Raw genomic sequence first — 16,713 nt, 5'->3', positions numbered from 1 at the left:
TGTAAAGGGTCAACAAAGGCGGTTTACACCGCCGATATCAGGGTTTGTCTGGTTGCCTGCTCGGCGATCAGCAACACAGCCGTGGTCGCAAATGATCCGTTGTTCGAGCGGATCACCGGCTTGGTACCGTTGGTGACAATGCCGCCGCCTGCATCAATCGAGAAGAAGGTGGCCAAGGTCACCACATCACTGGTCACTGCCACATCTCTGCTCGCCACCAGGCGGTTGCCATTGGTGCCAACAAAGTCCAACTGCATAGACCGGTTGGACGAACCGCCAGACCAACTGCCCACCAGATTGAGCTTGAAGGCCAGACTGCTGTCGCTGTTGAAGGCGTTCAGCTTGTCACTGGTGGTGTTGAAGAACGGGGCCAGGGTGCCGAACTGCGGCGCTGGCAGGCCTTTTAACCAGGCAATCAAATCCCGGTCGGTATCTGCTGCCAGCAAGGCAGCAGGACCAGACAGGCCAGACCAATAGACTTCGCTCTTCTTGCGCTTGGGCGCCTGGTACACGAACGCTTTTGCAGTCGGCATGGCTTAGCCCTCGGTCACAACCAGAACGCCACTGCCAGGCAGGTTCAGCCGAGCGTAGAGGTTCTGGGGCGGGTCAAAGCTCCAGGCCTCGCGCTGTTCACGGCCGAGGTGATGGCCGACCTTCACTCCGGGGTCAGGCAGCGACGCATCGGCGCGGTAGAGCACGATCTGACCGGTCTGATTCTCCATGGTGCCGCTACCCACTACGGATACCAGCACCCAGGCAGTGGCGCTCAATGTCTTGGTGGTCGTGGCCATGGGCTTCTCCTGGTTGGATAAACAGTCGGGGCTTCGACGCTATGGTGTTGCCAGCTCCACCCCGACCGGGTGGGTTACATCAGATGACCGGTTACGGCAGGTATTCGCTAACCACGATCTCGACGTTGTTGAAGTAGATGTTGCTTTCCCCATTTTCGAGGAACTCGCGCTTGATCAGCTTGCGGGCTGCAGATTCGTTACTCACGCCGACGACCAGAGCTCGGGCTTTGATGCCGATGGGAGTGCCATTGGACTTCTTCATGCTGGCCAGCTTGTTCTTGGCCGCTTCGAAGTTGGCTTCATCCAGCACAGCCTTGGAGCCGATAGCAGTCTGCGGAAGGCCAAAGCCATAGCCATGGCGACCATCTACCCCAGCCGCGAACTTGTTATTGAACCAGGTGTATTCGCTGGTGGCGTTCAGGGTCTGGAAGTCGAAAGTGCGACGTTCCTGGAACACGATGGGCTTGACCACCTGCATATCGTCGATAAGGAACCATGCCGGGCCGGTATCGGTACTCGGGTCACCTACTACATTGGAGAAGGTGGTGGCCGGGGTAGTGTCCAGCGGATGGTCAGTATCAAAGAAGTTCTGACCGTCATAGCAGAGGGTGGTGAAACCAGCAGCCAGTAACCCGTAAGCATTCTGATCGGGGAACACTGCAGCTTCACGTCCGAAGTTTTCGGCGTTCATGGAGTATTTGCCGATCTGATCGTCTTCCACGTCTTCACGCTTGATGACGATAGAGGCTTCGAAGGTCTTGTTGAGGATTTGATAGCCATGGCTACCAAGCTCAACCAGCTGACGGTTGCCTATCCACTCCTTGATAGAGGGGAGATCTTTCAGCCAACCGTAGAAGTTGCTGGATCCAGAACTGGGAACCTGAGTGGCCACGCGATTCCACTGCGGAGCAATGGTGCCAAGACCACGGGTATAGGCGGCAGACATGGAGACGGTCAACGCCTCCAGAATTTGGGCTTCGGTAAATGCCATGATGGATTACTCCCCTCGTTTGGCTTTCATGGCTTGCTTGGCAGCCAGGAACTCTTCGGGCTTTTGGCCCATCTTGCGGCACAGTGCCAGTTCATCAGTGCTCAGGGCGCCAACCTGCTCGGTGGTGGTTTTCACCACGCTGGCATCGGCAATGACCGGTGCGCTGGCCACGAACTGCTTGAACTGTTCCACGCCACCTTCGGCGCGGCACATGCCCAGGAACATCTCTTTATTGGCCGGGGCGATCTTGCCTTCGGCAATGGCGCCATCAACCAGCGTGGCCAGCTTGGCCTCTTCGGTCTCTTTCACCAGGGCTTCGGCCTTGGTGGCACGGTTCATGGCCAAGTCAAAGGTCTCTTTCGGGACGAACTTGGTCAGGTCAGGACCAGCGGCAACACGGTTCATGGCGAGCTGGTGCTCGGACTTGAGGGAGCCGATAGCAGTGATCGCGGCAGCGACATCCGCATCAGCACCCAGACCCAGTGCTTGGGTCAGTTCAACGGGCAATGGCATTGGAGTTTTCTCACGGTTCAGGGCAGGGAGTTGGTCAAGATTCGGTTCATTGGTAAGGGCCGCACTGGCAATGCCGCGCACAACTCCTTCAGTGTCATAAGTGAACGTCGGGGAGTAATAGGCATATTTCTCGGCATCAACTAACTGCTGCCCCTCTTCATTCCAATCGACTTGCCCCCATACCTCACCGCCAACGTTCTGCAGCGCCTTAATCCATCCCATTGCTGGGGCAGGCTGGCCTTGTGGGCCGAGGATGTGGGTAGCATGTTCAATGTCGAACGGTCGCTTTCGGTTAAACGCCTTCACCACTTCATCTGGATTGGCGTTGTTCCAGCGGCGCCCATCATTGCCTTCGAACTCACCAGCCGGGATCAACGGCAACCAGACCTTTTCGTCACGCACTTCTTGGCGGGAAAAGTCATGGCAAAGGGCAAGATAGGTTTTGGGCATGATCGCTCCGTCACATAACAACCTCCCGCCAGGTGGCTTGGGTTGAGTGGGTTTGTTTGGACGAATCGATAATGGGCCGAATTGAGGGGCGGCCTGTAATGACGGTTTTCGCTGTGAAAGGGGGGAGGGTCTGGGGGTTATCGGTGCCGGCGAGCCGACTGGTGATTATCTGAACAAGGCGAGGATGAACGGCGATGACCGGACATCAACAGGGTACACAGGATCCTGATTGGCGAGAAGAGGGTGATGCGAAGTGATGGCAGTATGGGGCAAAAATCACGGCGGCGCCGCCACCCCACACCATCTTTAAACCACCTTTAAACAGCGCCAGATTCAACGCAGGGCATTTCATTCATACGCTGGTAGCCGAAATCGTTCATAGCGGCGCTGAGAGCGTCTGACGCAATGTTTGTTCCTTGGCTGCCAAGTCGGCTTTCAGGGCTTGTTCGCGAGCCTTGCCCGGGTTGTAGTTCCATCCCGGCTCGATGCCGCTCGGTAGCACCTCCACTTGACCGGTGCGCTTGTTCACCCACTCCTTGCTGCCATCGCTTGGGGCAGCGAACTTGATACTGCTATCCCCCTGCAGCTTGGCGTATTCAAACTTGCTGATCTGGCTAACCCGGCAATGGCAGCCCCAGCCATTGGGCGGCATATGGGTTTGCCACCAGGGATCATCCACTGGCAGGGTGATGCCGTTCCAGCTCACATGCAGGGCGCGGTGCTCGCGGGCAGGGCCGATCTGATAGACCAGGTAAGGCATGGCCCGCTTGGTGCGCTCGATGCGCTGCCACTGGCCAGCGGCGCGGGCGGTGCGCATGTTGGTGCGGTAAATGGTCTTTAACCGCCCTTCACTGCCCAGTTGTACCGGCTTGGTTTCGCCCGTCAGCGGATCATCCATGGTCTGGATCCCCCACCAACCTGACTTTACCAGGAGCGGTTTGATGACCGCCTGGAACTGGGCAAAGGTCTGGCCTTGTTCCAGCGCCTGCTCGACCAGGGCCCGTACCTCGACCAGCAGATCGGCATTGAGCATCTTGGCCACGGTGAAGGCGTTGCTGTGCTCTTCCTTCCACACGTCGCTATAGTCAAAGCCGGGCTGCAGCCCCTTCTTCTTGAACCAGTCGAGCGCCTCTTTAGGCGGAAAGGCCGAGGCCTTGGGTTCAGGCATCCTGCACATCCCCCATGCCGCGCATCCGGAACAGGTAATCAGCCAGCTGCGGGGTGAACTGCTCGGCGCTCAAGGTCTCTTTCAGCGCCAGCAGTCCGGCATTGAACTCTTCGAAGGTGGTGGCCTTGGCCGCCAATTCGAGGATCGGATTCATGAAGTCCTCGCCCCCCACCTCGACCCAGTCGCTCATGGCCTCTTCAGTCAGTTGATCGATTGCCTGCTCACTGGGCTGCTGGATGCGGTTGATGGCCAAGCGCTGGCCTTGCTGGCGGTTAAGGGCCAGCGGCTGCGGCAAGACGGCAGCTTCCATTACCGTCAGTGGCTGCAGCATGGCCTCACCCTCTTTCGGATCGGCCAGCCCGAACTTGTCGCGCAACTCGCTCTCGCTCACCTTCATGCCGCGATCGACCAGCGGCATCAGGCTTTCGACCAGCAGCTTGAGGTCTTCCGGCTCCGGTACCCGGATACAGACGCGGGGATAGGCCTTCTGCACACCCCAGTTCAGCACGATGAAGGGTTTTACCAGGTACTCGTTGATGGTGGCTTCGAGCTGGCGGGCATCCCACTTGGCGATATCCAGCCGCACCTCATTATGCACCGTCGCCTGGGCGCGGCTGCTGCCATCATCGGTGGTCATGGTCTGACCGAGCACCGCCTTGCTGGTCTGTTCGTCAGCCCAACGGGCCATGTTCTCGAACAGGGTATCGCCGCCATTGCCTTTGGCCGTCTCGACCAGTTCCACCATCATCGAATCGGGGATCACCGCACCGGCGTCGCTGGCGATGGTAGCGATGGCGTTCTTGAGGGTGGTGATTTGGTCGGAGGTCGCGTTGGCCCCGTATTTACCAACCCGGATAGGGATGCCGAACACCTCGGCAAACGCCCACCAGTCCCTCACAGTGAAGCTTTTCAGCATGTACATGACAGCGCAGAGCCGGGTCAGGCCGTTGCGCCAGATGCTGCCTGACTTGGTGCGCGGCAGGTGCACTATGAACTTGTAGGGTTCCAGCGGCTTGCCCTGGGGGGCGTCATCGCTAATCAGCAGGATCTTGCTCAGGGTGTCTGCATCTGGGCGCAGATAACGGGGGTCCACCCAGCTGTAATCGTTTGGCGTCCAGCGGCCGCCACTGGTATCCCACAGGATCTGACACACCCCCATGCCCTTGCCCAGGCCATCGAGCAGGTCAAAGAACAGCTCGGGGATCTGGTCGCTTTCCATCAACTGGCGCACTTCGTCGGCCAGCTGCTTGTCGAACGCATCATCACTGGCGGCCTCGACACTGGGCGGCAACGCAGCCACAGCCAGCTTGCGGGTGCGCAAGACAGAGGCGTAATGCAGATCCCGCTCCTCGATCTCTTCGGCCAGGGTCATGTAGTCCTGGGGGTTGCTGCCATCGACCACTGATCGCAGCAGGCCCCCCAGGCGATGGGGGGTAATGGAGCTGGCCACGCTGGCGGGGCGCGGGTTGCGCACACTGGTGATGTGGGCCAGCGCGATGTCTTCACTCAGTGCCGGCTTATCGGGCTTGATGGCGTTACCCCGGCTATCGAGAATGCTGCTCACAGTGATACTCCTCGGCCACGCATGGCCCTTTGTGGCATATCGTCATACGCATCGCGCTCAGCAACGTTTTCGAAATGCTCTGGTGTTGTTGGATTCGGCCGCCCTATGGTGTGCAGGGCGTATTCGATTTTTTCAGACCTGCTGGCCAGATAGGCCAGGAAGATGGCAATCGCCGAGTCGCCGTGACGCTTGTTGCCATCACTGCCCTGGGTGCGGCTGTCATCAATGCCGGGCGTGCCCCGGTAGATCTGGATTTGCCCCAGATCCGTGATGATGTCTTCGTGCCTGGGCAGCTCTAGCTCGTCATCTTCAAAGGCCGATTTGAAGCGCGGCATGTTCTCGCGATAGAAGCCGACCGACAGCATCACCTTCACCACCTCTTGGCCGTAGCGATAGGCCGCCTCTTCCGCGATATAGCTACCGTTACCGTTGGCATCCAGCCAGATTCCATCGCGGCGCGGCAGGCGATCGCAGATGAAATAGAGCGCCTGCTCCTGCTGCTTGAACGGCACGTTCTTGAGCTCGACCAGGAATGGCACCCGGCGGCGGGTGGTGGGCAGCACCTCAATGGGGGCGAATACCGTCAGGTCACCCGAGCGGGCGAAGTCTTCGCCCAGGGCGTGGCGGTGACTGCGATCCAGCTTCATCAGTTCGGGGAAGGCTTCGGCCTCCAGCCACTCCTGCATTTCACCGTGGCGCTCCGATTCGCTGGCCGCGTTGAAGGCGGCCGAGCCGGTGAAGCGCAGCACAGGGCCATCACCACATGCAGCCCGTTCACGCAGGCCACGACTGATATAGGCGCCGCCGCCGCTCTTGGGCTCGCAGTAGTATTCCTCCCGGGCGTCTTCTTCGGTGGCGGTGTCTTTGAGCAGGTTGCGCAGCCACTCGTCCTGCAGCGCTTGGCCCCACTCCTTCTTGGTGACCTGGCAGATCCGGCGATAGAGACCCTCGCGGATGGCTGTCTCGATATCGATGGTGTGAATGCTGTAGCGCTTCTTGCCGGCGCGGCTGTCCTGGATCAGGGTGTTGAACAGATTCTCGATGCCGTTGTGAGTCGAGATGATCCGCACCTTGCTGCCCCACATGGTCAGCGCCAGCGCAGCCTTGAGGATGGCAGCCAGGTCTTTATGGAAGGCGCCTTCATCGATCACCACGTTGCCCTGCATCCCCCGTAAGCTGCTGGGGTTCGAGCTGAGCGCCTTGATCTTGAAGCCACTGGCGAAGTTGATGACATAGACCAGGATGTCTTTGTCTTCATCGACCAGCCCCTCTTCGCTCACCTCACTGGCAGCATAGTCATAAATCTTTGCCCACATGGCGCAGGCGTCGATAAACTCGCGAGCCATGTCTTTGGTGGTACCGACATAGAAGGTGTCGCAACCGCCAGCGGCGGCCGACATGGAACCGGTCAGCGCATCGTCTGCAGCTTCCGCCCAGGTGATACCGGTACGGCGCGACTTCTCGGCAATCTTGAGGGGGGAGTCATCCGCTATCCAGCGCTTCTGGTAGGGCAGCAGCACTTCGTTCGGGTCGAACTGGCCGCCGATGATGGCGGCCGCTGACTGGTTGCGAAGGTCATTTTCTGCTGGAGATAGATGGTTCATCACGCAATCCCCAATATCTGGCGCTTGATATCGGCGGCGGTTTCAGCCGTCAACCCTGCGCTCTTCACAATCTTCTCGGTCTTGGCGGCCACCTCGGCGGCGAACGCGGCTCGGATCTCTTTTTCTACCTTGTGGCTGGTCATCGCTGCCTGCTCCACACGCTGGATCACCAGGGCAAGTTGGCCCAGTGATTTGGGGTCAACCATCTTGCCCTCTTCCCCATCGCTGGCATCCATCATCTTCATGGACGTCTCTAACGCCATGGTGCGCACGAACTCCTGCAGCATCTTGCCGACCTCAGAGGTGGGGGCTTGGCCAAGCTTGGTGGTCCAGACCTCGGCGACTTCGCGAGCCTGCGCCATGCGGCTGCCTGCTACCTCCATCCGTTTGGCAAAGCGGTTGAGGCCGGTGCGGCTGATCTGCTCTTCCGGCGGCAGGCCGGATTCCAGGATAAGGGCGTTCACCTCTTCCAGGATGTCTTTCTGAGACATGGAGCCAGAGCGCAGCATGGCCGACAGCTGGCTGCGGATATCGTCAGGCAGCTGCTGGATCTTGCTCTTGGTGTTCTTGGTCTTGGTGGTCATGACTACCCCAGCAGTTTGTCAATCAGCGGGGCAGTGCAGCCCCAGAGCGCGGCGACTGGATCGCCCACTATGGTCAGCGCCAGCAGGTAGCCCACGGCCATCATGGCGGCTATATCCAGCAGGCGGGCTTTCATCAGCGCCGCCCAACATTCGAAAAGCTGATCAGAAAACAGATCCCGATAGCTGCAGCACCCAGCACAAGCAAGCCGAGCGGAATGCCAAGCGCCCACAAAAGCCAAGTAGGGATAGTAATGCTCATAGTCTTCTCCTCACTCCGGACGCGGTTTCTTGACACCTGGTACGGTGGCGGCTCCGGTGGCCACGTCAATGCCGCGACCGGTGAGCTTGGCGATCAGGGTGTTGCCCAGTTCGCGCTGAGTGACCAGACCCTGTTCTGCCAGCCAGCTGATGTGGGTTCGCACCGCATCACGGCTGATCTTGTGGCCGTACTGGTCAAGGCAGGAATCAAGGATCGATTCATTGGCCTCATAGCCCGGCATTTCATTGAGTGACCGCAGCATTACCAGCCGCTGATCACCGGTTACCAGTTCTTTCAAAGACATATAACCCCCGTTTATTTCTCGTTTAAACGCTGTTCGAGCAGCAAGTTAATCTGGTGATTGGTGGGTTTGAGCTGGGCAGTGAGCGCCTTGATATCCCCCCGCAAGCCTTCTAGCTGAATGCCAAGTTCATAGAACTGTTCCTGGGTGGGCAGATTGTCGACACGGTTTTCGAGGCTGGTAACGCGGCTGGTCAGCTCGTCCATGGTGATGCTCACTTTGTTCAGTTCTTCACGGCGGGCAAAGGTCTTGCTCAGCCACAACATGGCGACGGTGGCCAGCACCGCCACCCCGGTGGTTATGACTCCCCACCATTTCGGGATCCAGTCAAACTCCATGGCGATGCCTCCCCGCGTTCTCTTTCCAGCTCTGGCAAGGGACGCACCGCACAGCATCCGGCGCGGCCTCCAACCGGTCACTGGCAATCTGTTCACCACAGCTCAGGCAGAAGCGGTTGCCGGCAGCGTCCTGGTCTGGGGTTTCGATACGGCGCCGGGCGAGCTGGTTGGCCAGGTCACGGTCGCGGTTCTCTTGTTCTTGTTTCTGGGCGCGATCAAACAGGTCGGTCATTTGCCCCTCGTCAACAGCTTGGAGACAGTGCCGGTGATGACCGCGCCAACCTTCTGGCCACTGGCCTTGGGGTGAGGGGCAAAGCCGTCCAGGGTGCGCAAGCCCATATAGGCCCAAGCTGGGGATGACAACATGGCGATCACCGATATATCAGCTCCCTCTCCGAACCCGGCGACGCTGAGCCCCTCGAATACCAGCACATAGAGCGCGGTGGCATACCAGCTCTGGCGCGCCATCAGCGGGCGGGTATTGCGCACATAGGTATCGGTGGCACCGTCACCATCGCGGATGGTCTGCTGGGTGCTGGCCTGCTCAGATTGCTGGTCAGCCAGTTGCAGTTCCAGGCGTCGGGTCTGCTCTTTCTCCAGCTCCACCTTGAGCTTTTGCAGATCGGCGATGGCCTCCGGTGGCAGGCGCATCAGTTGCTGCTCGATGTTGGCCTGTTGCTGTTCGGCAGTGAAGCCGATGCCAGACACCTGCTCGACCATATCGGCCACCTTGTTGGCGGTATCGCTGCCGCCAAACATGGCAGAGATACCCCTGATCAAGGCTGGCCCTTGCTGCACGGCCAGCGCCGCCAGTGCTGGGATTAACGGGATCATGATGCGTCCTTATTAAAGAGGGCCCGCAAGTTGGCGCAGTGCATGGCCACCTTTTCATTGCAGGTCGTGAGGATCTTGAAACGGTGCTGGTTGCGGGCCTGATAGACATCAGCCTGGGTGACCGAGCGCCAGCCCTGGGCGAAGTAGCCCTGCATGGTGGCGTCATGACTGTGCAGCGGCACGGCGCGATCGATGTCGCACTCGGCGATGCCCTGTTCGGCAGACTCCCGTTCCAGCTTGAGCCGCTGTTCGCGGCCATGCTCAATGCTCCACTTCCAGTTGCGGCCCATGTCAGGCTCCGTATTCCGGGGCCCACAGGCCAGTGCGCATCTGTATGGCATGACGCTGGGCCCGCTCGGGGGTCTGCTTGGCCCAGCGGCTGTTGAGCATGCCAGCGGCGGCATCGTTCCAACGGCGCTCAATCACCGCCTGCAGGGTGTTCTTGAAGGCGGCCAGCCCTTTGACACCCATCTGGTATGCCATCGACTGCAACACTGCCAGCCGTGCCGGGTCGCGCTCACAGACTTGCAGCGCCATGGCCAGCTTGGGATAGCGGCGCATGTCTACTTCCAGATTGGAAATCAGGCTATCGAGCCACGCCTCGCCAGCTCGCACCGGCAAGCTGAACTGATAGAGCTTGATATCGGCGCCCTGAGGGCCGATGCGAAAGCCAAAGCCGACGGTGGGATAACCTTCAGTGCAGCGATAAGGCTTGGAACGCCAACCTTCTTCGAATCGGAGAAGCGCGTAGATGGAAGACATGACACACCTGGATAGATAGGAGATTTGATCCAGTGTGCTAGAGAGGTGAAATTAGTTGAGAAGGCGTGAAGTCATTGGTTTTCGGAATAAAGAAGAGGGAGCCTAAGCCCCCTCTTTTGCTGAACAATATATGGTGTTTTCCATTCGATATCTAATGAACGTCCACCCTTTAATCACGGCCTTGCGAGTGGCGCCATTTTCCAGCGGGCCTATATATGCGAGTGATAATGCTGATTGGTCAGGAGTGGTATCGCTCCATGTCTCTGGAAATATTAACGGCGTTAAGCCAGCCAGTTTCCAGCAGTAGCTTTCGGCTGCACTAACATGGTCATCTTCAATATTGGTGAAATCAACCTTTACCATCCCCTCTTTGGAGCCGAGCTTTACATTAAGTATTCGATATTTATCAGCATTACCAGCCTGCTGATAATCAGTCTGCTGAACAGACACCCAATCATTTTTCTGAATATGGGATCCTTCAAAGCTCTTTTTTACCTCGTCAAGAGGGGCGGCGGTCAGCGAGGCGCTGAGCAGCAGGGCAGACAGGATCAAGACTTTCATCAATGCTCTCCAAACAAATCCGGTTGACGGCGCTTCATCTCGAACTTACGCATGCGGGCGGTGATGCGCCAGATCTCGCGCTGAGTCACCTTGTATTTCTGCGCCAGTTCAAAGGTGTTATCGCCTTTGAATTCAGACCACACCCGCAGATCGCGGATGGTGTTTTGCAGCAGCTTACCCCGTGGCAGGTAGAATTGCAGCCCGCCATATACGCGGCACAGCTCGGCCAGCAGGATGATGGCCAGATCGGGCGAGTCGCCATGCTTGCTCACCGTGCTTAAAAACAGGGTGTACAGTTCGCGCATGGTCTCTGGCCATCGGGCTGTTTTCTCATCTTCGATGATGTTGATGGTATCGCTGAGCAGGGCTGCATCCAGCTGCTCACCGAACATATCGATGGTCTGTTCGTCTCTGTCCATCACATCCTCCTGGGCCAGATAAAGCAATATCCAGCGACGGCTGGATATTGAGATCATAACCCACGGGATCTAGCCCACCAATTCAAAGGCCCCTTACGGGGCCTTGTCGTTTATCTCGCTCACTGGCTTGCTGCCATCGATCACCGTTATCCGCGCTGGCCGCGTTCCCGGGTTTTCGTAAGCATCACGGATCAGGTCATAGCCCGGCTTGGCATCAGGCCGATGGCTCAAGGACTCCGGTACTGACTCCCCTCGCGCTTCAATGACTGCCGTCATCAGCCTGATATGCCACTTTTTCAATGCTTCCAGCACCCGTTCCGCTTGAGCAGAGGTAAGCCATTCAGCGCGGTTGATGCCCACGCCGCCGTTGGCATTGGCTGTCATCTTGCGGATAAAGCTGCCCAGGGCATCCTCAGACCCGTCATGCAGCAAGCCATCCTGATGCATGGTGATCCAGATAGCCCGCAACTTGCGCACCTCCGGCGCCTGCACATGGGCAGAGCTGGGCGGGGATCGGCGACTGGTCGATCCCCCCTTGACCTTGAACCCAAGGCCCTTCATAGCCTTGACCACATCCTCAAGCTGGGCGGCCTTGAGCCCCTTGGCAGAGCGGGCACCGGTGACCGATTCCAGCAGGGCACGATAGTCCTCTTCATCCAGGCTCAGTTCGCGGCGGCCAACTTGCACCAGGGTCAGCAGGCGTTTGGCATCAAGCTGCATGGGATACCTCCTGGCGTGGACTGAGGTGATACCAGGACTGCATCAATACAATCCAGGCATGGCGGTGGTCGGCATCGACATCGGCCATGCTCACAAAACGGGGTTTACCCTCTACCTCTCGGCGCTTGGCCCGCAGTTGTTTAGGGATGGTCTCGCTACTGATGCGTGAGACATCCAGCTCGAACCCCTCCGCTACGGCCTTCTCAATCAGCCAGCGCAACCATGAGTAGTTGTTGCCGGCGCCATAGACCTCTTTCGCCAGCATCCCCATATAAACGGTTCCCTGATTCTGGGCAAGATAACGCTGGATGCGGCGCACCGTCAGCAGCCCGTCATAAGTGATCAGCGAACGTGGTTCGATCAGTCCTTTATCGATCAAGGTGCGGATCCATCTCAGCATCTGCCGTTCAGAACACTCTCCCAATGCCTCGGCAAGCATGGCCGCGCTCTTGTGGCGGTAGTCAGGAACCTGCTTAATCTTTTGTGCCATTACTTCCAAGCTATGTTTATTCGTCATTATATTGCTCCTCATCCGCATCGCTCACTGAGAGCGCTGCGACGTAAATTTTGTTGGCCTTTGGCGGCTTTCCCTCGCGCCAGCGCGGCACGGTGCGATCAAGCCAGGCCATGGCGGCCACATCGGCTTGACGCTCCAGCTCAGCTAGCTCCCGCTTGCTCATCCCTTTGGTCTTGCGTTTGGGGTAACAAGGGTGATTCGCCTTCATGTAATCCACTTGACGGCGTTGGTAGGCGGTCAGCTTCATGCAACCCTCTCTCTCCAGCGTTTGATGGCGATGTCACTCTCGCAGGCCTTGCAGTAATGCTGCAGGCCATCGCAGGATCTGGGGCTGTTCCACACTGACCAGAAAACTGTGTCTTGAGGCCAGTATTCGTTGCAGCCGCTGCAGAGCTTTTCCAATCCTATCTCTGGATCCAGCCTGGCCTTGCCAGACTCCAGCCGCTTGGCCAGCAAACCTGGTTTCATCAGTGGCGTGTACTCACCGTGCATACGGCCCCCTTGCCATCCCACTGCTGGCGTTCGGCATCCAACTCTGCCAACAACAGCTCTGCGCCGCGCAGGGCATCGCCGGCAATGTCGTTGGCGTGGTACTTTCTTGCGCCCCTGGACAGGGCAATGAAGCGGCGCTGCAGCACCAGCTTGTCTTTCCAATTCAGCGCTATGGTCAGATCGCCATAGAGCCGGTTTAACAACTTGTTCAGCACTTCTCGGGTCATAGCTTCCTCTCTGGGTTGATATGACCGGGCCCGGTCGGCTGCTCATCAGTACCCAGCCACCACGCTGGGTAGACGGGGGCAAGCCCCCGTTTCGCGTTTTCTCTTACTCAGGAATCTGGTGAGATGATCTCCGTTTCAGTCTCACAGGAAACCTCATGGAACTTCACGTCAGGTACTCGCGGGTATGTACTGTGAGGTGCGCCTATTAACCCGATTCCGTCATGCTCCATGCCGGCACCGTAGTGAGCAGCCATTGACGCGGCGTACGTCACTACGTCCTCAATACTGCTCACATCCCACAAGTCATGTCTGAATGAGGTCAGATACTCAGCCTCTGTTTGGCTGCCAAAAACTGCCGGTGTCAGCTCTATTTCCAGTTCTTTTTCGATCGTTACCCTGACTCTGCGCTTGATACTTTCCATGAGTTTTCCCTTAACTTCTCAGCGCTTTCCGCGCCTTGTTGACGATGGTGGTCAGCATGGCCAGCCTGGATTTCTGGCTGGCAGCTTGGCCGTACTGGTTGATGAAGTCGATGGCCAGCTGCGCATCGTCCAGGGCCTGCTGCGGGTTGTGCTGCAGCTGGCACTCCAGAGTGCTTTTGGCATCGGCCACGCTGGTGTTGAGCAGGGCGTTCACGTTTTCCATATCGGGCACCTCAGTTGACCAGGAACAGGCCGGTAAACAGACCGGCAACGAAGGCCCCATAGAACAGGGCCATCACATTGACCAGCAGCCAGAAGGCGCCTTCGGTGCTGACTTCAAAGCTCATTCGGTTACCTCGTTCAGTTCGCTGACCAGCTCCAGCCCGTCGATCTTCTTGAACTGGCGCACCAGGGCCGTGCTGCTGCCGAAGTAGGGAGCAAGGTAGGTCCACCCTGCTTTTTCAGGCGCCTCTCCAAACATCTCTTTCATGCGTTTGGCGCCAAGGCGGCGTTTGTGTTTGGCCATGGTTTCCAACTGCTTTCTGCTGTACATCGCTTTGAACTTGTGGAAAAAGACCTGCTTGACCACCTTGTTCATAAACTCGTCGGCGGGGTCGAACTCGTTCAATTATTTAAACCAGTCAGATTTGATGACGCCATCGATGTACACGGCCAGCACTGTGGTGCTTTCGCTCTTGCGGGCACGGGTGATGTAGATCTCGTGGCCGTGCAGCTTGAACTTGACCTGCACCCACCCACCTTTCAGCTCGGCCGCGATGGCCTGCCACTGTTCCTTGCTGATAGTCATCACGCCTCCCGCTTGCCGAAACGGTGGATGCAGGTCATGCACAGATCGGCCCGTTGCTGGGCCCATTGCTGGTTGATGACGTTCTTGGCCGCCTTCCTAGCCATCACCCACAGTTCCCGGGCTGGGATGTAGCATCCAGCGTGTTCTAGTTCAGCGGCGCGGGCCGCCAGTGCCATAAAGCCGTTAGGGTTTGTCTTGGCTTGTAGATCACCTGCAAGTCGCACGAAATAATCCGGATTACTCATGGTGTAACTCCTGTTCGCATTCGGTTTGGTGCTTGTCATAGACGGTGACGATTGAGCCGTTTTTCAGGATGAAATAGGCATGGTCACATTCGAGGATCCGGCGCGGGCTCCATCCCGCCTCGCGCTGCCGGATCCGCCGCAGCTGTCGTTTGCTTGGGCGCCAAGCCCGTGACAGGGCGCCCAGCATGTCTAGTTCGCTGCGGCCGGTACGTTGCACCCAACGCTCGACGGCGTGGCGGGTGACGTACAGCGGGCCATAGCGGGTTTCAAACTCCATCTTGTTGCTTGCCAAACATCGCTTGATAGGTTTCATGCCCCATCACCGGCCCGCAGTCAGGGCAGCCACGGCAGGTAGGGCCCATGGTCTTGCAGCCACTTTTCACATCCACCTGGTTCCACACCCGCAGCAGCTCCATGCCGCCACGGTCGGCGAGGTATTCCTCAGCAGCGGCCAGAGGCATCGACAGGTCTGTGTATTCCTCCGCGTTGTGCGGTGTCGCATCCATCAATCCGACCACCCACTGCAGGGCGTCACGTACGCCATGCTCATAGGTGCCTTCCTCATAGTCGGTGCCGTTCTCGTCGCAACGGTCTGCCAGTAGGGTGGCCAGCATTAGTTGCTGCAGAAACTCGGGGGTCATGGTGGTCATTTTCATGGCGCACCTCACAGCTTTGCCCAGTCGAGGTTGATCGCCACGTACTTGCCAGACGGCTCACGCTGGTACAGGCGGATGTACTCTTTCTTGCTGACGGTGGTGATGGCGTCGGCGATGGCATCCATAGCGGCCTTCCACTCGTCATCTTCGATAGCCAGATTGCGCAGGCTCAGTACCTGATTGACGTCGATACGGCCCTGTTTGTTGACGCGAAAAGCATGGTCAACCATGGCCACCAGATTGGCGCTTGCCCCCTCTGACCAGCGTTCGATGCAGGCGTCGATTTGCGCCTTGGCAGCCTGGATCCGTTCATCAAAAATCCGGTGCTCGCCGATGGCCCGCTCTACTTTCATTGAGCCGTCATAGCTGGTTAGGGTGATGTTGCCCTTGGCGCCGCCGTAAGTGACGCCGTATTCCTGGGCGCTGAGGTCCAGATAGTCTTCCAGCTCCCGCTGCATCTGCACCTTGGCAGCGGCCATTTGCAGCTGCAGGGCTTGTGCCGCAGCGACTTGCTTGCGCACCACGCCATCACGGATCAGGTCAATGGTCTTGATCAGGCTTTCTGGTACCAGGTGGCCCTGGGCATTGCGGTGCAAGGTGTCGGTTTGGTTGGTCATTGCTGTGCTTCCTTAAAATGTTGCGATTACATCGCCTGATTGGGTTTCTTCACCAAAGCTTTGAAGGTTGTCTCCGACTGCCTCTTGAAGTTTTTTTTGGTTGGCGCCTAGCGTCATCCAGTTACCTTCTGGGTCATTTACGACCAGCCAGCTCATGGCTTGATTGGTGGTCATCTGGTGCCAGGGAATGACTTGTTTTTGCATGGCAACCCCTAACCCGGAAAGCCGGCGGCGCGATGGTGCAGGTACTCGACGGCGGTCATGTTGCCGGTCAGTTCGAAGTCATCGCGGCACGGCTCGTCATGCCAGTGGACGATGCAGCCACCGAGGCGGGCTACGTAGGCGCGGCGGCGCAGGCCGTTCACCTGCTCAGCGATCTCGATGGCGTTGCACTGCAGCTCGGGGCTGGGGTAGGCAATCTCGATCATGGGGCGTACCTGGGCGGCCTTGACGGCCAGCACTTGGCAGCCTTTCTTGCGCAGTTCTGCCATCACTCGCTGGGTGATCACGCCGATGCTTTTGGTTCGAATGTTCATGCTTGCTCTCCTTGTGAATCACTGTTCAACGGCGCCCAGGTGAGGTGCAGCCGGTCTAGGTCGTAGCTTTGGCGCTGGAGCTTTTCGTCTTCGATAACCACTTCGCCATCGCTATGCTCAACCACGCGGCCCTTGCTACCGCTGAGCAGGTTGATATGCGTCCATGGTTGTTCCGGTATTGGGTAGGGTGATTGACGCCATTTGTTCATCACGCTCCCTCCTGATGCGATGGCTGAGCTGCCTTTAGGTCACCGCCACAGAATGGGCAGTAGTTAAAAATCAGGCCGTCTTTGTATTCGCCACTTCTTAACCCGAACATCCGGCGCATCTCCTT

General features: G+C 58.2%; 33 protein-coding genes and 1 other RNA gene. All 34 read right to left on the bottom strand.

Features of this window, described 5'->3' with window-relative positions:
* Nucleotides 1-23 precede the first annotated feature (23 nt).
* Entirely contained in the window at nucleotides 24-533 is a 510-nt protein-coding gene (locus ACW5XD_RS18540; protein WP_456496147.1) for a tail needle knob protein, read from the bottom strand.
* A gap of 3 nt (nucleotides 534-536) precedes the next feature.
* The gene (locus tag ACW5XD_RS18535) at nucleotides 537-791 is read right to left on the bottom strand and encodes a hypothetical protein (protein ID WP_456496146.1); all 255 of its coding nucleotides are present in this window, start codon (nucleotides 789-791) and stop codon (nucleotides 537-539) included.
* A 91-nt stretch (nucleotides 792-882) separates the two neighbouring features.
* Complete coding sequence (locus tag ACW5XD_RS18530; protein ID WP_456496145.1) at nucleotides 883-1,782, bottom strand: Mu-like prophage major head subunit gpT family protein; 900 nt, start codon at nucleotides 1,780-1,782, stop codon at nucleotides 883-885.
* A gap of 6 nt (nucleotides 1,783-1,788) precedes the next feature.
* Nucleotides 1,789-2,745, bottom strand: a complete 957-nt coding sequence (locus ACW5XD_RS18525; RefSeq protein ID WP_456496144.1) for a phage protease — start codon at nucleotides 2,743-2,745, stop codon at nucleotides 1,789-1,791.
* Nucleotides 2,746-3,121: 376 nt separating this feature from the next.
* The gene (locus ACW5XD_RS18520; protein ID WP_456496143.1) at nucleotides 3,122-3,913 is read right to left on the bottom strand and encodes a phage head morphogenesis protein; all 792 of its coding nucleotides are present in this window, start codon (nucleotides 3,911-3,913) and stop codon (nucleotides 3,122-3,124) included.
* The gene (locus ACW5XD_RS18515; RefSeq protein ID WP_456496142.1) at nucleotides 3,906-5,477 is read right to left on the bottom strand and encodes a DUF935 domain-containing protein; all 1,572 of its coding nucleotides are present in this window, start codon (nucleotides 5,475-5,477) and stop codon (nucleotides 3,906-3,908) included. The genes ACW5XD_RS18520 and ACW5XD_RS18515 overlap by 8 nt, the downstream gene beginning before the upstream one ends.
* Complete coding sequence (locus ACW5XD_RS18510) at nucleotides 5,474-7,081, bottom strand: terminase large subunit domain-containing protein (protein WP_456496141.1); 1,608 nt, start codon at nucleotides 7,079-7,081, stop codon at nucleotides 5,474-5,476. The genes ACW5XD_RS18515 and ACW5XD_RS18510 overlap by 4 nt, the downstream gene beginning before the upstream one ends.
* Entirely contained in the window at nucleotides 7,081-7,665 is a 585-nt protein-coding gene (locus ACW5XD_RS18505; RefSeq protein WP_456496140.1) for a DUF3486 family protein, read from the bottom strand. Before ACW5XD_RS18505 ends, ACW5XD_RS18510 begins: the two co-directional genes overlap by 1 nt.
* Nucleotides 7,666-7,667: 2 nt before the next feature.
* The gene (locus tag ACW5XD_RS18500) at nucleotides 7,668-7,799 is read right to left on the bottom strand and encodes a hypothetical protein (RefSeq protein WP_262411711.1); all 132 of its coding nucleotides are present in this window, start codon (nucleotides 7,797-7,799) and stop codon (nucleotides 7,668-7,670) included.
* The gene (locus ACW5XD_RS18495) at nucleotides 7,799-7,924 is read right to left on the bottom strand and encodes a hypothetical protein (protein WP_456496139.1); all 126 of its coding nucleotides are present in this window, start codon (nucleotides 7,922-7,924) and stop codon (nucleotides 7,799-7,801) included. The genes ACW5XD_RS18500 and ACW5XD_RS18495 overlap by 1 nt, the downstream gene beginning before the upstream one ends.
* A 10-nt stretch (nucleotides 7,925-7,934) precedes the next feature.
* A complete protein-coding gene (locus tag ACW5XD_RS18490; RefSeq protein WP_456496138.1) occupies nucleotides 7,935-8,228 on the bottom strand; it encodes a VpaChn25_0724 family phage protein in 294 nt (97 codons plus the stop codon).
* An 11-nt stretch (nucleotides 8,229-8,239) separates the two neighbouring features.
* Nucleotides 8,240-8,563: a DUF2730 family protein gene (locus tag ACW5XD_RS18485; protein ID WP_111588190.1), complete on the bottom strand. Its 324-nt coding sequence runs from the start codon at nucleotides 8,561-8,563 to the stop codon at nucleotides 8,240-8,242.
* Entirely contained in the window at nucleotides 8,553-8,795 is a 243-nt protein-coding gene (locus ACW5XD_RS18480) for a TraR/DksA C4-type zinc finger protein (protein ID WP_265432832.1), read from the bottom strand. Before ACW5XD_RS18480 ends, ACW5XD_RS18485 begins: the two co-directional genes overlap by 11 nt.
* The gene (locus tag ACW5XD_RS18475; RefSeq protein WP_456496137.1) at nucleotides 8,792-9,397 is read right to left on the bottom strand and encodes a hypothetical protein; all 606 of its coding nucleotides are present in this window, start codon (nucleotides 9,395-9,397) and stop codon (nucleotides 8,792-8,794) included. The genes ACW5XD_RS18480 and ACW5XD_RS18475 overlap by 4 nt, the downstream gene beginning before the upstream one ends.
* Nucleotides 9,394-9,687, bottom strand: a complete 294-nt coding sequence (locus ACW5XD_RS18470; protein ID WP_456496136.1) for a hypothetical protein — start codon at nucleotides 9,685-9,687, stop codon at nucleotides 9,394-9,396. Before ACW5XD_RS18470 ends, ACW5XD_RS18475 begins: the two co-directional genes overlap by 4 nt.
* Before the next feature lies 1 nt (nucleotide 9,688).
* Nucleotides 9,689-10,159 carry a glycoside hydrolase family protein gene (locus tag ACW5XD_RS18465; protein ID WP_456496135.1) on the bottom strand — a complete coding sequence of 157 codons (471 nt, stop codon included), beginning with the start codon at nucleotides 10,157-10,159 and terminating at the stop codon, nucleotides 9,689-9,691.
* Between the two features lie 102 nt (nucleotides 10,160-10,261).
* The gene (locus ACW5XD_RS18460) at nucleotides 10,262-10,720 is read right to left on the bottom strand and encodes a hypothetical protein (protein WP_456496134.1); all 459 of its coding nucleotides are present in this window, start codon (nucleotides 10,718-10,720) and stop codon (nucleotides 10,262-10,264) included.
* Nucleotides 10,720-11,196 (bottom strand): Mor transcription activator family protein, encoded by a 477-nt coding sequence (locus ACW5XD_RS18455; protein WP_456496133.1) that lies wholly within the window; start codon nucleotides 11,194-11,196, stop codon nucleotides 10,720-10,722. Before ACW5XD_RS18455 ends, ACW5XD_RS18460 begins: the two co-directional genes overlap by 1 nt.
* Nucleotides 11,197-11,232: 36 nt before the next feature.
* Nucleotides 11,233-11,859, bottom strand: a complete 627-nt coding sequence (locus ACW5XD_RS18450; RefSeq protein WP_456496132.1) for a gp16 family protein — start codon at nucleotides 11,857-11,859, stop codon at nucleotides 11,233-11,235.
* Complete coding sequence (locus ACW5XD_RS18445; protein WP_456496131.1) at nucleotides 11,849-12,376, bottom strand: hypothetical protein; 528 nt, start codon at nucleotides 12,374-12,376, stop codon at nucleotides 11,849-11,851. Before ACW5XD_RS18445 ends, ACW5XD_RS18450 begins: the two co-directional genes overlap by 11 nt.
* The gene (locus tag ACW5XD_RS18440; protein WP_456496130.1) at nucleotides 12,366-12,623 is read right to left on the bottom strand and encodes a hypothetical protein; all 258 of its coding nucleotides are present in this window, start codon (nucleotides 12,621-12,623) and stop codon (nucleotides 12,366-12,368) included. Before ACW5XD_RS18440 ends, ACW5XD_RS18445 begins: the two co-directional genes overlap by 11 nt.
* Nucleotides 12,624-12,843: 220 nt before the next feature.
* Nucleotides 12,844-13,095: a hypothetical protein gene (locus ACW5XD_RS18435; protein WP_456496129.1), complete on the bottom strand. Its 252-nt coding sequence runs from the start codon at nucleotides 13,093-13,095 to the stop codon at nucleotides 12,844-12,846.
* 32 nt (nucleotides 13,096-13,127) lie between these two features.
* Nucleotides 13,128-13,192: hammerhead ribozyme type II (locus ACW5XD_RS18430), an RNA gene on the bottom strand.
* 10 nt (nucleotides 13,193-13,202) lie between these two features.
* Nucleotides 13,203-13,517: a hypothetical protein gene (locus ACW5XD_RS18425; RefSeq protein WP_456496128.1), complete on the bottom strand. Its 315-nt coding sequence runs from the start codon at nucleotides 13,515-13,517 to the stop codon at nucleotides 13,203-13,205.
* Nucleotides 13,518-13,527: 10 nt separating this feature from the next.
* A complete protein-coding gene (locus ACW5XD_RS18420) occupies nucleotides 13,528-13,740 on the bottom strand; it encodes a hypothetical protein (RefSeq protein ID WP_456496127.1) in 213 nt (70 codons plus the stop codon).
* A 120-nt stretch (nucleotides 13,741-13,860) separates the two neighbouring features.
* A complete protein-coding gene (locus ACW5XD_RS18415) occupies nucleotides 13,861-14,145 on the bottom strand; it encodes a hypothetical protein (protein ID WP_456496126.1) in 285 nt (94 codons plus the stop codon).
* Nucleotides 14,146-14,325, bottom strand: a complete 180-nt coding sequence (locus tag ACW5XD_RS18410; protein ID WP_456496125.1) for a hypothetical protein — start codon at nucleotides 14,323-14,325, stop codon at nucleotides 14,146-14,148. It abuts the gene before it with no gap.
* Nucleotides 14,325-14,570, bottom strand: a complete 246-nt coding sequence (locus ACW5XD_RS18405) for an ANR family transcriptional regulator (RefSeq protein ID WP_456496124.1) — start codon at nucleotides 14,568-14,570, stop codon at nucleotides 14,325-14,327. Before ACW5XD_RS18405 ends, ACW5XD_RS18410 begins: the two co-directional genes overlap by 1 nt.
* Nucleotides 14,563-14,847, bottom strand: a complete 285-nt coding sequence (locus ACW5XD_RS18400) for a hypothetical protein (protein ID WP_111588176.1) — start codon at nucleotides 14,845-14,847, stop codon at nucleotides 14,563-14,565. The genes ACW5XD_RS18405 and ACW5XD_RS18400 overlap by 8 nt, the downstream gene beginning before the upstream one ends.
* The gene (locus tag ACW5XD_RS18395) at nucleotides 14,837-15,226 is read right to left on the bottom strand and encodes a hypothetical protein (protein ID WP_456496123.1); all 390 of its coding nucleotides are present in this window, start codon (nucleotides 15,224-15,226) and stop codon (nucleotides 14,837-14,839) included. Before ACW5XD_RS18395 ends, ACW5XD_RS18400 begins: the two co-directional genes overlap by 11 nt.
* Before the next feature lie 8 nt (nucleotides 15,227-15,234).
* Nucleotides 15,235-15,843 (bottom strand): DUF3164 family protein, encoded by a 609-nt coding sequence (locus ACW5XD_RS18390; protein WP_288030105.1) that lies wholly within the window; start codon nucleotides 15,841-15,843, stop codon nucleotides 15,235-15,237.
* A gap of 12 nt (nucleotides 15,844-15,855) precedes the next feature.
* The gene (locus ACW5XD_RS18385; RefSeq protein ID WP_456496122.1) at nucleotides 15,856-16,047 is read right to left on the bottom strand and encodes a hypothetical protein; all 192 of its coding nucleotides are present in this window, start codon (nucleotides 16,045-16,047) and stop codon (nucleotides 15,856-15,858) included.
* 8 nt (nucleotides 16,048-16,055) lie between these two features.
* Nucleotides 16,056-16,379, bottom strand: coding sequence for a hypothetical protein (locus ACW5XD_RS18380; protein WP_456496121.1), 324 nt, complete (start codon nucleotides 16,377-16,379; stop codon nucleotides 16,056-16,058).
* The gene (locus tag ACW5XD_RS18375) at nucleotides 16,376-16,588 is read right to left on the bottom strand and encodes a hypothetical protein (RefSeq protein ID WP_456496120.1); all 213 of its coding nucleotides are present in this window, start codon (nucleotides 16,586-16,588) and stop codon (nucleotides 16,376-16,378) included. The genes ACW5XD_RS18380 and ACW5XD_RS18375 overlap by 4 nt, the downstream gene beginning before the upstream one ends.
* Nucleotides 16,589-16,713 lie beyond the last annotated feature (125 nt).

The organism is Aeromonas enterica (genome assembly GCF_054052465.1).
This window is presented reverse-complemented; position numbering and strand designations above follow the sequence as displayed.

Excerpts from the sequence above, each read along its gene's own strand:
- ACW5XD_RS18540 (WP_456496147.1), bottom strand. The coding sequence starts at position 533 with ATGCCGACTGCAAAAGCGTTCGTGTACCAGGCGCCCAAGCGCAAGAAG.
- ACW5XD_RS18535 (WP_456496146.1), bottom strand. The coding sequence starts at position 791 with ATGGCCACGACCACCAAGACATTGAGCGCCACTGCCTGGGTGCTGGTA.
- ACW5XD_RS18530 (WP_456496145.1), bottom strand. The coding sequence starts at position 1,782 with ATGGCATTTACCGAAGCCCAAATTCTGGAGGCGTTGACCGTCTCCATG.
- ACW5XD_RS18525 (WP_456496144.1), bottom strand. The coding sequence starts at position 2,745 with ATGCCCAAAACCTATCTTGCCCTTTGCCATGACTTTTCCCGCCAAGAA.
- ACW5XD_RS18520 (WP_456496143.1), bottom strand. The coding sequence starts at position 3,913 with ATGCCTGAACCCAAGGCCTCGGCCTTTCCGCCTAAAGAGGCGCTCGAC.
- ACW5XD_RS18510 (WP_456496141.1), bottom strand. The coding sequence starts at position 7,081 with ATGAACCATCTATCTCCAGCAGAAAATGACCTTCGCAACCAGTCAGCG.
- ACW5XD_RS18505 (WP_456496140.1), bottom strand. The coding sequence starts at position 7,665 with ATGACCACCAAGACCAAGAACACCAAGAGCAAGATCCAGCAGCTGCCT.
- ACW5XD_RS18500 (WP_262411711.1), bottom strand. The coding sequence starts at position 7,799 with ATGAAAGCCCGCCTGCTGGATATAGCCGCCATGATGGCCGTGGGCTAC.
- ACW5XD_RS18495 (WP_456496139.1), bottom strand. The coding sequence starts at position 7,924 with ATGAGCATTACTATCCCTACTTGGCTTTTGTGGGCGCTTGGCATTCCG.
- ACW5XD_RS18490 (WP_456496138.1), bottom strand. The coding sequence starts at position 8,228 with ATGTCTTTGAAAGAACTGGTAACCGGTGATCAGCGGCTGGTAATGCTG.
- ACW5XD_RS18485 (WP_111588190.1), bottom strand. The coding sequence starts at position 8,563 with ATGGAGTTTGACTGGATCCCGAAATGGTGGGGAGTCATAACCACCGGG.
- ACW5XD_RS18480 (WP_265432832.1), bottom strand. The coding sequence starts at position 8,795 with ATGACCGACCTGTTTGATCGCGCCCAGAAACAAGAACAAGAGAACCGC.
- ACW5XD_RS18475 (WP_456496137.1), bottom strand. The coding sequence starts at position 9,397 with ATGATCCCGTTAATCCCAGCACTGGCGGCGCTGGCCGTGCAGCAAGGG.
- ACW5XD_RS18470 (WP_456496136.1), bottom strand. The coding sequence starts at position 9,687 with ATGGGCCGCAACTGGAAGTGGAGCATTGAGCATGGCCGCGAACAGCGG.
- ACW5XD_RS18465 (WP_456496135.1), bottom strand. The coding sequence starts at position 10,159 with ATGTCTTCCATCTACGCGCTTCTCCGATTCGAAGAAGGTTGGCGTTCC.
- ACW5XD_RS18460 (WP_456496134.1), bottom strand. The coding sequence starts at position 10,720 with ATGAAAGTCTTGATCCTGTCTGCCCTGCTGCTCAGCGCCTCGCTGACC.
- ACW5XD_RS18455 (WP_456496133.1), bottom strand. The coding sequence starts at position 11,196 with ATGATCTCAATATCCAGCCGTCGCTGGATATTGCTTTATCTGGCCCAG.
- ACW5XD_RS18450 (WP_456496132.1), bottom strand. The coding sequence starts at position 11,859 with ATGCAGCTTGATGCCAAACGCCTGCTGACCCTGGTGCAAGTTGGCCGC.
- ACW5XD_RS18445 (WP_456496131.1), bottom strand. The coding sequence starts at position 12,376 with ATGACGAATAAACATAGCTTGGAAGTAATGGCACAAAAGATTAAGCAG.
- ACW5XD_RS18440 (WP_456496130.1), bottom strand. The coding sequence starts at position 12,623 with ATGAAGCTGACCGCCTACCAACGCCGTCAAGTGGATTACATGAAGGCG.
- ACW5XD_RS18435 (WP_456496129.1), bottom strand. The coding sequence starts at position 13,095 with ATGACCCGAGAAGTGCTGAACAAGTTGTTAAACCGGCTCTATGGCGAT.
- ACW5XD_RS18425 (WP_456496128.1), bottom strand. The coding sequence starts at position 13,517 with ATGGAAAGTATCAAGCGCAGAGTCAGGGTAACGATCGAAAAAGAACTG.
- ACW5XD_RS18420 (WP_456496127.1), bottom strand. The coding sequence starts at position 13,740 with ATGGAAAACGTGAACGCCCTGCTCAACACCAGCGTGGCCGATGCCAAA.
- ACW5XD_RS18410 (WP_456496125.1), bottom strand. The coding sequence starts at position 14,325 with ATGACTATCAGCAAGGAACAGTGGCAGGCCATCGCGGCCGAGCTGAAA.
- ACW5XD_RS18405 (WP_456496124.1), bottom strand. The coding sequence starts at position 14,570 with ATGAGTAATCCGGATTATTTCGTGCGACTTGCAGGTGATCTACAAGCC.
- ACW5XD_RS18400 (WP_111588176.1), bottom strand. The coding sequence starts at position 14,847 with ATGGAGTTTGAAACCCGCTATGGCCCGCTGTACGTCACCCGCCACGCC.
- ACW5XD_RS18395 (WP_456496123.1), bottom strand. The coding sequence starts at position 15,226 with ATGAAAATGACCACCATGACCCCCGAGTTTCTGCAGCAACTAATGCTG.
- ACW5XD_RS18390 (WP_288030105.1), bottom strand. The coding sequence starts at position 15,843 with ATGACCAACCAAACCGACACCTTGCACCGCAATGCCCAGGGCCACCTG.
- ACW5XD_RS18385 (WP_456496122.1), bottom strand. The coding sequence starts at position 16,047 with ATGCAAAAACAAGTCATTCCCTGGCACCAGATGACCACCAATCAAGCC.
- ACW5XD_RS18380 (WP_456496121.1), bottom strand. The coding sequence starts at position 16,379 with ATGAACATTCGAACCAAAAGCATCGGCGTGATCACCCAGCGAGTGATG.
- ACW5XD_RS18375 (WP_456496120.1), bottom strand. The coding sequence starts at position 16,588 with ATGAACAAATGGCGTCAATCACCCTACCCAATACCGGAACAACCATGG.